Genomic DNA, 13,250 nt, shown 5'->3' with positions numbered 1-13,250 from the left:
AGGAGTTTTGTTCATGCGTCATTCAATAAAAAAGCAGATTGCAACTGTATTTATTTTGTTATTCGCAGGTACTATTTTCTCGTGTCTTCTTGTAAATGCCGTTTTCTTAGTTAATTATTATCAGAATAATAAGAAAAATACTCTTAAAGAAGCCTTCGCCCAAATAAAAGCAACTGATTTAAATGGTTACGGTATTCCTTTTGAATTTCTACGTACCTGTTCGAAAGGAAATATCGGTTTTGTTATCTGCGATTCCAGTGGCAGAATTACCAAACATTCCTATTCTGACAGTGATTACTTAATATATCGTTTGCGTTATTATCAATTTGAATTTGATGTATCTGACTCTCAAGTAGTGGTCGGGAAGGATAAAGATGCACGATTAGGTACTGATTTTCTGGAACTATATGGTGTATTAGACAGTGGTGATTATATACTGCTTCGTACTCCTATAGAGAGTATTAAAGAAAGTGCCAGTCTTTCCAACCGTTTTCTAGTTTATATCAGTCTTTGTGCCATCGGAATCAGTGCATTTATCATCTGGTTCGTTACGAAAAAGCTGACCGACCCTATACTTGAAATAGTCTCCATTTCTGCCAGAATGGCAAACTTAGATTTCGATGCAAAGTATACAAATAAAACTAAGAACGAGATAGGTCTATTGGGTGCTAATATTAACCAACTCTCCAGTTCATTGGAGCACACGATTTCTGAATTGAAAACTGCTAACAATGAGCTCCTTGAAGATATAGAAAAGAAAAAACAGATTGATGAAATGAGAAAAGAATTTCTCTCTAATGTCTCTCATGAATTGAAGACACCGATTGCTATTATTCAGGGTTACTCAGAAGGTCTGAAAGAATGTGTCAATGATGATGCGGAAAGCCGCGATTTCTATTGTAATGTAATTATGGACGAAGCGGATAAAATGAACAAAATGGTAAAACAGCTTTTAACTTTAAATCAAATCGAATTTGGTAATGACACAATAACCATGGAACGTTTTGATATCGTTGGTCTTACAAAGGGATTGATTCAAGCCTCTCAAATATTGGCAGAACAAAAGAATGCTAAGATCATATTTCATGAACCATCTCCCATTTATGTCTGGGCTGATGAGTTTAAGGTGGAAGAGGTCCTTACCAACTTTCTCAGTAATGCAATTCATTATGTAGATAATGAAAATATTATTGAAGTAAAAATCATGAAAGAAAAAGATACTGTTCGTATCTCTGTTTTCAATACAGGAACTCCCATACCTGAAGAAGATTTAGATAAGATATGGATTAAATTTTACAAAGTAGATAAAGCCCGGACCCGTGAATATGGTGGAAGTGGCATCGGTTTATCTATTGTACGTGCGATTATGGATTCTTTCCATCGGGAATGTGGCGTAATTAATTACGATAACGGAGTCGAATTTTGGTTTGAATTAGATAGCAAAGCGTAAGGGGGTAACCCTTACGCTTATTCTTCATTTCTAATTACTTTTCCTTCTTCATTAATCGAAATACTATAGGAGATTCCTTCGAGGTAATCATATAAATTCTGTGCATTTTGATCCTCTAATTTTGTTGTATAGGCATTTGAAGCACTACAAGGTATCACTTGTAACTGTGATTCCTGGTTAGAATTTATTGTTACTTTTAAAGCTGCGGTCTTTTCTATTGATCTACCAAATATAAAATTCCCAAGGCTATAAATAATAGGCTTTCCGTTATAATATTCGATTCCTTGTAAAACATGGGGATGACTTCCAATAACAATATCTGCACCAGCATCAATATATTCTCTTGCCAATTGTTTTTGATACTCTTCCGGCGTATTATTCCTTTCGACTCCCCAATGTACATAAACAACTGTATAATCGCATTTTTTCTTAGACTCTTTAATCTCATTTACCAGCATGGTAGAATCATAAGTACAAAATACTCCAGGTGTTTTATTTTCTACATTCCAACTAACTTCGGGAATCACTCTTGAAGCTGCAAGGAATCCCACTTTCCTTCCTCCTGCATTTATAATCTCCAATTGTTTTGCTCTCTCTAAGGAATCTCCTGCGCCTACATATTTAATTCCGGCTTGATCCAATGTGGCAAATGAATCCACTAATGCATCTACACCAAAATCTAAACTATGATTATTCGCTAACGTAACAATATCAATTCCTAATTGTTTAAATAAATCAACCTTCTGAGGATTCACACGGAATGTAAACTGCTTGTCCTCTGCCTGTGCTCCCCTAGTACTAAATGGAAATTCCTGATTAACCATTGTGATCTCTGCATTCTGCATTTCTTTTTGTAAATCATCTGCTATGATTCCATCGATTCCTGCATTGCTTTCATTATTTAGAACATACTGGCTAAATAGTATATCCCCTGTAAAAAGTATTGTAAAATCCTTAATTTCTTTTTCATTTGTTTTAGCTGGATTATCATTCTTTTCTACAGGCTTTTTATCTGTACTTTTATTATCTTTCACATCAGTTTCTTGTCTAATTTGGGAAGTGGAAGTATCTTCCTTATTCTGTTTTGTCTGATTAGCAGACTTTTGAACCAATAAATAAGTAATCCCTAATAAGAATAAAACAATAATAATTCTTAAAACTCTATAAAACATACGAACACGGCGTCTTTTCTTTTGTTTCTCTCGTAGTTTTCTGTTTCTTTTCGTCCCCATTGTTCTCCTTTCAACTAAAACTGATCAGCTAATTTTTTAACATTACTTTTTTCGAATACTCTGCTGCTATTTTGGTTGCTTCAATTAGGCTTATAGGTTTTGCCATACCCTTACCTGCAATATCAAAAGCTGTTCCATGATCTACAGAGCCTCTAATAAATGGAAGACCAAATGTCAATGTAATTGACTTATCAAAATCTAATGTTTTACATGCAATATGTCCTTGATCATGATATAAAGATAAAATTGCATCATACTCGCCTGATTTACCTTTATGGAATACAGAATCAGCCGGACAAGGCCCCACAGCATTTATTCCTATTTTCTGTGCCTCTTTCATTGCTGGAATTATTTCATCTATTTCTTCCCTTCCAAATAAGCCATTATCTCCACCATGAGGATTCAACGCAGCTACTGCAATGTATGGTTTTTGAATACCAACTTTTTTCAACTCTTTATCTATGTGAATCATTGTTTCCAGAAGCTTTTCTTTTGTAATATACTTACAAGCATCAATAACCGACATATGACGGCTAACAAAAAATACTCTTAATTTATGACAGGAAAACATTGTTAATGCATACGGAGAATTTGTCTTTTCTTGATAAATTTCCGTATGACCTGACTGTGATACGCCAGCTAATTTAATGGCTCCTTTATGAATAGGCGCTGTAGATACCGCATTAATTTTTTTTGACAAACCCAATTCTATCGATTTTAAAATATAATCCATAGCCATTTGACCTGCTAATCCTTGTTCTTTTCCCCACTCTAATTTTTCAATATCGTAGACTCCCGTTTCTAAAACATCTAACGTACCTATTTCAAATTTTGCCTTTTGGGGATCAACTATTTGATTACATTTTATCTCTTTGTGTAATATATCGGCTGCTTTTAGCAGAACTTCAGTACTTCCAATAACAAAAGGTCTACAATATCTGAAAACTTCTGGTGAAAGCATAGTCTTTACTACTATTTCAGGTCCAATCCCTGATGGATCACCCATAGTAATCGCTATGACCGGTTTTTCTTCTTTTTCGTACATTCTTTTCATCCTTTCCTTCTTTTTTATTATAAATAAGATAATCGTCAAAACAAACACACTTAACACATAATCTTCTTCACAATTATAGCATAATAACTATTTATTTTGGAGATGTCTCATTATACATATTTCAAAAAACAACCATAGCAATTACTCACTATGGTTGTCTTTTTTTCCTTATAAAAAGAACAATGGCTGTCATTATATAGATAAATAGCATCCCAATTACAAGTGAAACACTCCATTGAGAAGATCTTTTTACTGACTTTTTGTCATCCGAATCTTCTTTGGAAGACTTCTTAATTTTTGTTCTTACTGAACGCTCTTCCTGATAACTGGTTCCACTTGGATCTTCATACGTTACCGTTAGAGTCCCTTCTGTTGAACCATATTTTTCGTCTTCTGTAGCCCCTTCTTTTCCTAATGATTTCTGTGTTACTGCCGCAGTAATCTTACCTTGTTTCGATGCACCAGGCTCAATATCTCCGATAAAAGTGATTCCCCCATCGGTCAGCCCGTCAACGTCTAAAGAACACATACAGTTTTTTATCGTGGTATTACCAGTATTAAAAACTTTTATAGTAACATCTGTTTTTTTACCACTTTCTACTTCCGCATTAATAACAGCCTTATCAACTAATATGGAAATTGGCTGACCTAATTTGACAAATAAGATTTGATCATCTGTAAGTTCCGCTCCGTTTTTATCTACATATTTAAGCGATAATGTTATCTTTTGATTTACTTTTGTGATTGCCTCTTGTGCTTTCATTGTAAACGAAACGGTTTGGCTTCCACCTGCTTTTAATGTATCAATAAAAATACTATTTTGCATTCCAACCGGAACTATTTCACCTAACTCACTATCAAACGACAATTTTAGATTTTTTGCTTCCATTTTACTTTTATTTTCTAACACTAACTGGAAAGTCATTTCTTGACCTGCTATAGGTTTTTCTGGTGAAACGCTACATTTTGTAACTACAATTTTAGGAGCCCCACTGTTTTCCTGATTTTCACTTCCGGTCGTATCACTTGTATTTCCACCTAGGGAAACCGCAGGTTCACTCATTGGTACTTCCAAATTATTTTCCGTTCTCATTGCATCCGTACTAGAACTACTTTCTGCTTCAGTCCCATCTTTTATATTTATATACAAGCCAAAATCTTGAACTACATTTTGACCTTTTACTTTATATTTCGTCTGAATATTAACCGGATAAGAGCCATTAATTCTATTCTCATCTAAGGGCAGAGAAAACGTCACTAGATATAATTCTTGACTTTTTCCTGATTTAGACTTTACTGTTTCTAGGTTAAAAACTTTTTCATAAATTCGCATTTTAAATGGTATTGTTGTTCCATCGTTCACTTTAATGGATGCTGTTAACTTATTACTGTCTAATTTTATTCCTTTTTCCACTTTTAAAGGTAAGACTAATATTACTTTTTCATCCTCAACGATTGGTTCATAACCTTTCTGATAAGACTGCATCATATTTTCATATTTTAGTTTTGTTTCGATCGATAAATACGTCTGCATCGGATTGACTAAATCGTCTGTAGCATTTGCTGGTAAACACTGTAACAGTACGAAGATATTTGTAATAATTAATAATGCGATTCTTTTTATTTTTCTTCTCATGTTCTTATCTCCTTAAAAATGCCACCATCCATTTCACATACGGTATCGCACAATATATCAATATCTTCTGAATTATGGCTGGCTAATAAAATTGTCTTTCCTTCTGCTTTTAATTCAAGTAATAACTTCCGAATCTCTGCTACTCCATGTTTGTCCAGACCGTTAAAAGGCTCATCCAAAATTAGTAAATCCGGATTCTCCATTATGGCCTGCGCAATTCCCAGTCTTTGGCGCATTCCTAAAGAATATTTGGTTACAGGCTTTTTTAATTTAGGGTCTAGTCCTACCCGTTCTATGGTATCAATTATTCTTTGTTTTTTTATCTTATTTCTAAGCTTTGCTAATATTTGTAGATTTTGAAACCCTGTTCCATATGGAAGAAAACCCGGACTTTCAATAATAATTCCGATGCTTTCCGGAAAATCTATATCTTTTCCAACTCTCTTACCTCCTACTTTAATGAAACCAGTGGAAGGCTTTAAAAAACCACAGATGCATTTAAACAATACCGTCTTTCCAGAACCATTATTTCCAATAATTCCATGAACCTGTCCTGCCTTAAAATGGTGAGATAACTCTTTCACAACTAAATCCTCTCCAAACTTTTTACTTACTTTTGAAATTTCTATCATTAAATACCCTCCTGTTTTTCTGCCCCTATAAACATAAAATTATATCGGCGCATGGCATGTATTATCATAATTAATAATAATAAAATGGCCCCTCCAAAAATAAGATAACTATCTCTTAAACGAGGCAGATTATCATATCCAAAGTTGTGCATAGGAAACGTCACATGAGACAAAGGCGAAATCCAACCACGTAGTATAACTGCGATAAACTTATACTTATCCTTCAACCCCAAAATACCACTAATAAAATCAGATTTTAATAAGAATCCTACCAGATGAAACATAAATATACCGATTACACCTGCTGTCTTTCCTTTTTTTATAATTATGTATTGCATCACAAAAACAGATATCAAGATATAAAGAAGCATCAAAATAAAAATAGTCATCATACATTCATACGGGCGAGACATCTGTGCTGTTTTTAACGTTGCTGGAATCGATAATACTTTACTATAATCTGTATAACTTAAAAGCTCTGCTGTATCACTCCATTGATTTCCAATAAATGCATTTTTGCAACACAAAAGAGTGGTTATAACAAAAATATATAAAATATATAAGAAAGAGGACAATGTCAAATATAACATCTGTCCTAAGGTCCATATTCTGGCATTTGTTCTTATCAATGCATAAGGCACTGATCCATCTAACAAAGGCATGTCCGCAAATAATAAAATTAATATCAAAGAAACTAATAAAACGGAAGTTCCATCTCCAAAACTCCAAACAAAAGGCTCTACAATCTGAATCACGGTTCCTTTTTCAAAGCTAAAATTCATTATTTTTTCTGTTAACAAAAAACTTAAAATTCCAGCCAGTAAAAAACTTACAACAACACGTTTATTCCGTTTCCATCGATAAAAATGATAGGTACATACTTTCCAAATTAAATATAAACTTTTCATTATTTTCTCCTTACTCACAATCAATGTCACGTTTCAACAAAGTTGCATATACCATTACAGCAATCACAGAAAGCTCTACCAAAATTCCAAGAATACTTAAAATGGTATCTCCCCAATCATGTTGCCGACTTACCCACTCTCTTGGATTTATCACATAGATTCCGGAGAAATATCTAGTAAAAAGTATGATTGATAGATAGCTAATTAAAAATGGACCTCCATATGCCATATATCGATTATGAAATCCAATAGCACAACATGCCCCTATGGTTCCCCATAACATTCCTAAGGCAAAAGCCAAAAATGAAATTTTGGATACTTGCCATAAAAAGTTTTCAGCACCTTTTGCTTTTGTTAATTCTAAAGGGCTTAGTGCCAGGAATAAAATTCCAGCACTAAGCCACGTTCCTAAAAACACACTAAGCCCACTTCCAAATGCAGTCGAAGTAACCTTTGAAAAAATGTAGTTTTTTCTATTACATCTAGGTAAATAATGTTTCAAATATCCGTGACCTTGTTCCTCTAAAAAACGTGTTCCAAAAGCAATCGTACTTAAAATGGGAATAGCAAAAACAAAACTTTCCGCTCCCACTCCTTCTAAAACTACTTTGAAATGATACCCTGCTTCAATTCCTTGTTTCAATTGATCTTTTGATAAAAACAACATCTGACTTCCGCCTAAAAGAATCACCAATGCCGTTCCAATCACAGCAAGGAAAAAACGGACTGAAAAAATCCCATATTCTAAATCTACGCTTAAAACATTCCATAACTTTTTCATTAGTAACCTAATCCTCTATCAATAATACTTCCATCCATCGCATTTATGGTTAAGAAGCTCATCGGCTCATTAGGGCCTTTTTCATTATAGCTGTAGGAACCATAGAAATCCCATACCGGAACTAATGTATACTCTCCATCACTGTCTTGGTTTTTAACTCTCATAAGACCTAATTTTATTTCATCGATTTTACACTTCATGTTTTCAGTATCAGCCTTTTGTTTTTCAGTCCCACCTACTGCCATTTTCAAATCAGAATCTTCCTTACTTGAAGGTTCTGTATCTGCCGTTTCTATTGGCTCTTTACCTTCACTTATATCTGTAGACAATAGACTACTATTCAAAAATACTTTATCTTTAAAAATTTTTATTGCTTCTTCATAGGAAATTAATTTTACATTTTCAGCTAAAATAGAATCCACTGTCATAGGCTCATTCCACATAAAAGTGGATAACCCTTCTTCACTAAACATAATCTGCATAGATTCATATTGTTTTGGTAAAGATGCCATTGAAAAATTTTCCGGATCTTGACTCATAGCTTCTTTATTCATAATAGGCGTTGCATCATATGCCTCCTCTACATCATTTACGACTCTTTTATAGATAAGCTGATACCCATTATAATAATCTTTTGATTCAAAAGTCTTATCATCCTTGGCAACTGTAGGTACACATTTAACCAGTTTATATTCTTCTGTACCACCTAACTTTTTTAATAGCTCTTCTGCTTTTTGTTTCGCTTCTTCCTCACTATATTTACACTTATTTTCGTATCCATCAAAATAACCTTCAAAAATCCCCATGCCGTTGTTACTAATATAAATCACACTATTCATGTATTCTCCAGTAGAGACAGAAAAAATGTTCTGATCTCCTTCTTTTTTACTTTGAACAGAAAAATTCTTCGCATTTTCACCCATTTCACCAGTCTTATCTTCCTTGAGAACAAAATCAACAGGCTTTTCTTCTACTTTTTCCGGTGCCTTATCATAATATCCTTGCAGTTCTAAAAGAAAATCCTGACTAGATTTCATTATTATTTCTTTCTCTTCTTTCGTCATTCCTTCATAATCTGCTTTTTCCATTTCTTTCTTTTGATTTTCAATTAATTCAGCCAATTGTGCTTTTGACATATCTTCATACTTTATAATATTTCTATACTCTTTTCCATCAAAGAAAAAATCAGAAAGTCCTTTTAAATCTAACTTTGATAAATCTCTGTTTACAACTTTTACTGCAGGAATACTTTTCGTTTCTGGTACACTAACTTTTGCATTTACATTTATAGTAGTCTTACCATCTTTTGACTTCACATCAAATTTTTCAGATTCGGGGGCATTTATCTCCGAACGAATTTCCTTATTTCCTGCCTTTGTCTTATTTTTTTCTACAACTTTTACAATGCTTTGTTTTTGAGAAATTGCCTCTTTCTTTGGTGTTGATTTGCAGCCTGATAACAGCCCTGCGCAAATACACATTAAAAGTAAACTTACATTTTTAAATTTCATGTCTTATCCTTCCTTATGCTTATATTTTACTAGAATCAAATAAATTTCTTTGTATGGTATCATGAATAATTCTAGTCTATATTGTGTTTGGGAATTTTGATGTTTTTAGAAATTTATGATTATCTTTCAAATAACGATTTATAAGACTGTGCTTTTATAGCACAAAAGAAACTTATACTCCATAATCCTTTTGTATATCCTTATATCACTATCATTTTCCCTTCAATAACGCTCTTAAAATTGTATCTGTTTCGCCATATTATGTCAACTATTGCACTCTTAACATTTTCTTAAAATTATTAATTCTTTATCTGATTAGTTAACTTTATCTTCTATTATTTTCTATTTCTTCAATTTTCTTTTTAGTACTTCTATATTCCCACCACGAGTACAATGGTAATATTATCAATTCAAAGTATAACCCTTTTACTTCACTTATTAATATTACTAAAATATAAATAACACATAATAATATAAATAAAATTATTGAATGTCTTCTATTCTTTTCTATCCATAATCTAATACTACTAGACATAATAATTGTCAATAACATACTCGTTATAAATATAACTACTATTTCAAATATATTCATTCTTTTTTCAACTCCTTACATATATTACACTTTTTGCTTGACTTCCCACTTACACAAAAAATTAAAGGTATTCGTTACTAATTTTTATTTTTATCACTTTTTATCCATACAATTCCTATTCCTAATGATATTCCAAATGCCACACTGCAATTTCTAACTATATCAATGTTATTAGGTCTGATATATAAATCAAATATATAATTCATTGCAAATAAAAAACAAAAAAATAAAATCATTATAAAAATTTTATTTTTTTGTATGATACCTTTTCTTCTATTCATATTAACACCCTATTCCTTTCAATCTGATAAACTTTCTTTTTCTACTGTTTAAAGAAATTCTAGAACATTACTTGTGGAATAAGTTTAACAGGCGGCTAATTTTTCAAAGTTATGGGCTCAAGTCAGTTATCTAATAACCTTTGATTTACTATCCAAGCATTTGGACAAGAGCTTTGCAACTTCTTTTTTCCCTTTACTTTTTATATAAGCGGCAACACCTCCAGCAACACACCCCCCCTAACGCCAAACGAATAGCAGTATTAAGTATTGCGGCACCTATAGTTATTTATATATTGTTCAATTTTTTATCCTTAATTAAATATTCCACATTTGTTTGTAAAATTTTTTAACACATTAGAAAACTAATTCATATTCTATAAAAAGACACCTCATCCGATTTCACCACAAACAAATACTTATTCCTCTCTCATAACTCATTCCCATAGTTTATTTGAAATATAATCAAATGTTTTTTCACTTTTTATTTTATCTTCTGAAAACTTCTGATTAGGGCTTAAAACAAATAGCGTCCCCGTGAAATCTATATAAAATTCATCAATTCCCATCCGCATTAAATCTTTTGCGGGATCCCCTATTATTACGTGTTTATCCGTTATTTTAAAAATCACCACAAAGTGACTTAATCCTTCTTTTGTAATTACATTAGCAATAGCTGGCAATGTATATTTGCTAAGAAATCCCTCTCTATCTACCCTAACAGCCTGCGACGTAAAACCGAGTTCATCACAACATTTACTTAATCCTATTAAATTAGTCCCCTTTAAATCTGTTACCATCATATCTCTAAGCTTTGTGATGGTTGTCTCTTTCTTGTAGTACAGACAAATCATTGCTAAACAGGCCGCTCCACAGTCTGTAGCATCATGCTGCTTTACAAATGTGTATTTCATTCCGTTACTCCTTTCAAAGCTTTCTTCAAATTTATTAATTTTTTATGGTAAGTTAATAACTATTTTTAATTGAAAATTCTTGTTAAAATAAATAATAAGTACATTTTCATATTCCTTCTTCAACTATATTAATAAATAGAACAAATAAAAACAACCCTCAAAAGACTGAGTGGTTGTTTTTGATGCTAAACGGTCATAGTAGAGAATACAAGTATTTAAATGGAAATTAACTGGGTGTCCTTATATAGTATAATCTCTTTATTAATTCAATCGACATAAGAAACATCTAAAATAGCATTTCTATGACATCGATAAAATAAGTCTTTATCTAACATATTTTCATAATCTTTCAAAGGAAGTTTACTAACAATTTGTTTATCGTTTTTAATTTCTGTAAAATAACCGTTCAGACATTCTACAACACTCTCTTTAATAATTTTTTTCTAAAAAACGAAACCCATTAGTGAAATCCTTAGGCGTAATACAGAGAGTCATATCCTAACTATTGACTTAGAGCCTTAATAAATGTCAAAAAAGAACCACCAGAAGGCTGAGTGGTTGTTTTTGATGCTGAACGATACTTCTAAATTTTTTAATTAACTTTTATTATCAGTCATAAATTTGACATATAATTCAACTAACTCAGCCTTCTTCCTTCTGGAATATCTAACGGAATATCCTCTATACAGTACAATCTTTTTATCAATCCAATCTATATACGAAATATTTACAATACAATTTCTATGACATCGATAAAATAACTCTTTATCTAACATACTTTCATAATCTTTCAATGGAAGTTTACTAACAAATTGTTCATTGTTACAATATATAAAAGTGCCATTCCTAATAGCTGAAATATACATAATATCCTTTTGATTTATTTTAACTATTGTTCCAGTAAAATCAACTTCAATTTGTTTATCGTTTTTAATTTCTGTAAGATAATCGTTCAGACATTCTACAACACTCTCTTTTAAGAATCTTTTTTCTAAAAAACGATACGAATTTACATGAAATCCTTTTTGCATAACCTCCATATGACAGGTAACAAAAACAATTTTTACCTCTTGATCAAATTTTCTTAGTCTTTTAGCAGTTTCTAACCCATTTAGATCTTCCATTTCTTCATCTAAGAATATTAAATCAAATTTCTCTTTTGTATTTAACAATGATTCTCCCGAATTAAAACAAAATATCTCCACAGCATAATCAGAAGAATTCATATACTCCTCTACTACTTTTTTTAAGATATCAATCCAAACCTTTTCATCATCACAAATTGCAATTCTCAAAATGTTACCTCCCTATGTAATATCTTTTCACTTATGTCATTACGAAAAAACATTGAACCAGGTTTATAAAATGGAAATTGATTATCTAACCTTATGAGATTTGATTTATAAGGTTGCAGCGATTTCTCAGGTGTATCTGGCGGATACATCAAGAAATTCACGAAACCTTAAAGGATGAAAGATCATAGATTAGATAAGTTATGTATCCATAAATTTACAGATTTAATTATATATTTTATACTTAATTCCATCATATACCAGCGTTAATAGATTAACATAAATATATAAATATGTCTACGGTTTTCAACTCAGAGATTGTTTAAGAATTTTTTAGCATCTATCAATATATTTTATTATGTCGGTAAAAATTAACCTTTCAGAGCTGGACTTAGCATTTCATCTAAATTATATTCAATTTTATCTTATTAAACCTTTGTATATATAATAAAAAAACCTAGAAAATATACTTTCTAGGTTTACTATCGAGGCGCAGGCCGGATTTGAACCGGCGCGTACTGGTGTTGCAGACCATTGCCTTACCGCTTGGCTACTGCGCCATATTAATTTTATATTTGACACTTTGCCATAAAAAATGACTCCTACGGGAATCGAACCCGTGTTACCGCCGTGAAAGGGCGATGTCTTAACCGCTTGACCAAGGAGCCTTATTACTCTTAAATCACGACAACTGTTATACTTTTTCTTAACCTTATCATTTGTTAAGCTCCGTATGGGTGTGGTTCTCGCATTCTTAATTCACGTTTACACGTTATCAGCTCCCCGAGTAGGGCTCGAACCTACAACCCCACGGTTAACAGCCGTGTGCTCTACCATTGAGCTATCGAGGATCATAAGGTTTTTATACCTTCAAAACTCCACATGGATTTCCTAGATTGACATGCATCCGTTAGCCTGTCAGACCTTGATTCGAGTCCGGATCTTATCCTTCCTCTCCTTCTTAGGTCAA

General features: G+C 32.3%; 13 protein-coding genes and 3 tRNA genes. 1 reads left to right on the top strand and 15 read right to left on the bottom strand.

Annotated elements, in window-relative coordinates:
* Positions 1-13: 13 nt before the first annotated feature.
* The gene (locus DWV06_RS02825; protein ID WP_115480661.1) at positions 14-1,450 is read left to right on the top strand and encodes a sensor histidine kinase; all 1,437 of its coding nucleotides are present in this window, start codon (positions 14-16) and stop codon (positions 1,448-1,450) included.
* A 17-nt stretch (positions 1,451-1,467) separates the two neighbouring features.
* Here DWV06_RS02825 and DWV06_RS02820 read toward each other — a convergent pair whose 3' ends face one another.
* The 15 genes from DWV06_RS02820 to DWV06_RS02750 all read right to left on the bottom strand — a co-directional run bounded on the left by DWV06_RS02820 (position 1,468) and on the right by DWV06_RS02750 (position 13,131).
* Positions 1,468-2,682, bottom strand: coding sequence for a CapA family protein (locus DWV06_RS02820; protein ID WP_115480660.1), 1,215 nt, complete (start codon positions 2,680-2,682; stop codon positions 1,468-1,470).
* A 28-nt stretch (positions 2,683-2,710) separates the two neighbouring features.
* Positions 2,711-3,736 (bottom strand): 4-hydroxythreonine-4-phosphate dehydrogenase PdxA, encoded by a 1,026-nt coding sequence (gene pdxA, locus DWV06_RS02815; RefSeq protein WP_331463279.1) that lies wholly within the window; start codon positions 3,734-3,736, stop codon positions 2,711-2,713.
* A 148-nt stretch (positions 3,737-3,884) separates the two neighbouring features.
* The gene (locus DWV06_RS02810; protein ID WP_115480659.1) at positions 3,885-5,372 is read right to left on the bottom strand and encodes a COG1361 S-layer family protein; all 1,488 of its coding nucleotides are present in this window, start codon (positions 5,370-5,372) and stop codon (positions 3,885-3,887) included.
* Positions 5,369-6,004 (bottom strand): ABC transporter ATP-binding protein, encoded by a 636-nt coding sequence (locus DWV06_RS02805; protein WP_115480658.1) that lies wholly within the window; start codon positions 6,002-6,004, stop codon positions 5,369-5,371. Before DWV06_RS02805 ends, DWV06_RS02810 begins: the two co-directional genes overlap by 4 nt.
* Positions 6,004-6,912, bottom strand: coding sequence for a hypothetical protein (locus tag DWV06_RS02800; protein WP_115480657.1), 909 nt, complete (start codon positions 6,910-6,912; stop codon positions 6,004-6,006). Before DWV06_RS02800 ends, DWV06_RS02805 begins: the two co-directional genes overlap by 1 nt.
* A gap of 10 nt (positions 6,913-6,922) precedes the next feature.
* Positions 6,923-7,693 (bottom strand): hypothetical protein, encoded by a 771-nt coding sequence (locus DWV06_RS02795; protein ID WP_115480656.1) that lies wholly within the window; start codon positions 7,691-7,693, stop codon positions 6,923-6,925.
* Positions 7,693-9,204, bottom strand: a complete 1,512-nt coding sequence (locus DWV06_RS02790; protein ID WP_115480655.1) for a DUF6034 family protein — start codon at positions 9,202-9,204, stop codon at positions 7,693-7,695. The genes DWV06_RS02795 and DWV06_RS02790 overlap by 1 nt, the downstream gene beginning before the upstream one ends.
* A 325-nt stretch (positions 9,205-9,529) precedes the next feature.
* Positions 9,530-9,796, bottom strand: coding sequence for a hypothetical protein (locus DWV06_RS02785; RefSeq protein WP_115480654.1), 267 nt, complete (start codon positions 9,794-9,796; stop codon positions 9,530-9,532).
* Positions 9,797-9,873: 77 nt separating this feature from the next.
* A complete protein-coding gene (locus tag DWV06_RS02780; protein ID WP_115480653.1) occupies positions 9,874-10,077 on the bottom strand; it encodes a hypothetical protein in 204 nt (67 codons plus the stop codon).
* Positions 10,078-10,511: 434 nt separating this feature from the next.
* Positions 10,512-10,988, bottom strand: coding sequence for a cysteine peptidase family C39 domain-containing protein (locus DWV06_RS02775; RefSeq protein ID WP_115480652.1), 477 nt, complete (start codon positions 10,986-10,988; stop codon positions 10,512-10,514).
* Between the two features lie 266 nt (positions 10,989-11,254).
* Entirely contained in the window at positions 11,255-11,398 is a 144-nt protein-coding gene (locus tag DWV06_RS19075) for a LytTR family transcriptional regulator DNA-binding domain-containing protein (RefSeq protein ID WP_408608132.1), read from the bottom strand.
* Positions 11,399-11,584: 186 nt separating this feature from the next.
* On the bottom strand, positions 11,585-12,283 hold the full coding sequence (locus DWV06_RS02765; protein WP_115480650.1) for a LytR/AlgR family response regulator transcription factor: 699 nt from the start codon (positions 12,281-12,283) through the stop codon (positions 11,585-11,587).
* A gap of 485 nt (positions 12,284-12,768) precedes the next feature.
* A tRNA-Cys gene (locus DWV06_RS02760) sits at positions 12,769-12,840 on the bottom strand.
* A 36-nt stretch (positions 12,841-12,876) separates the two neighbouring features.
* Positions 12,877-12,948 (bottom strand) — tRNA-Glu (locus DWV06_RS02755).
* Between the two features lie 111 nt (positions 12,949-13,059).
* A tRNA-Asn gene (locus tag DWV06_RS02750) sits at positions 13,060-13,131 on the bottom strand.
* Positions 13,132-13,250: the final 119 nt, after the last annotated feature.

This window comes from Anaerosacchariphilus polymeriproducens (genome assembly GCF_003363435.1).
GTDB lineage: Bacteria > Bacillota > Clostridia > Lachnospirales > Lachnospiraceae > Anaerosacchariphilus > Anaerosacchariphilus polymeriproducens.
Note: the sequence above shows the minus strand (reverse complement) of the source record. Positions and strands in the feature narration are given on the sequence as shown.

What these genes read in the sequence shown, in the direction of transcription:
- DWV06_RS02825 (WP_115480661.1), top strand. Translation starts at nt 14, where the DNA reads ATGCGTCATTCAATAAAAAAGCAGATTGCAACTGTATTTATTTTGTTA.
- DWV06_RS02810 (WP_115480659.1), bottom strand. Translation starts at nt 5,372, where the DNA reads ATGAGAAGAAAAATAAAAAGAATCGCATTATTAATTATTACAAATATC.
- DWV06_RS02805 (WP_115480658.1), bottom strand. Translation starts at nt 6,004, where the DNA reads ATGATAGAAATTTCAAAAGTAAGTAAAAAGTTTGGAGAGGATTTAGTT.
- DWV06_RS02820 (WP_115480660.1), bottom strand. Translation starts at nt 2,682, where the DNA reads ATGGGGACGAAAAGAAACAGAAAACTACGAGAGAAACAAAAGAAAAGA.
- DWV06_RS02785 (WP_115480654.1), bottom strand. Translation starts at nt 9,796, where the DNA reads ATGAATATATTTGAAATAGTAGTTATATTTATAACGAGTATGTTATTG.
- DWV06_RS02790 (WP_115480655.1), bottom strand. Translation starts at nt 9,204, where the DNA reads ATGAAATTTAAAAATGTAAGTTTACTTTTAATGTGTATTTGCGCAGGG.
- DWV06_RS02795 (WP_115480656.1), bottom strand. Translation starts at nt 7,693, where the DNA reads ATGAAAAAGTTATGGAATGTTTTAAGCGTAGATTTAGAATATGGGATT.
- pdxA (WP_331463279.1), bottom strand. Translation starts at nt 3,736, where the DNA reads ATGAAAAGAATGTACGAAAAAGAAGAAAAACCGGTCATAGCGATTACT.
- DWV06_RS02775 (WP_115480652.1), bottom strand. Translation starts at nt 10,988, where the DNA reads ATGAAATACACATTTGTAAAGCAGCATGATGCTACAGACTGTGGAGCG.
- DWV06_RS02800 (WP_115480657.1), bottom strand. Translation starts at nt 6,912, where the DNA reads ATGAAAAGTTTATATTTAATTTGGAAAGTATGTACCTATCATTTTTAT.
- DWV06_RS02780 (WP_115480653.1), bottom strand. Translation starts at nt 10,077, where the DNA reads ATGAATAGAAGAAAAGGTATCATACAAAAAAATAAAATTTTTATAATG.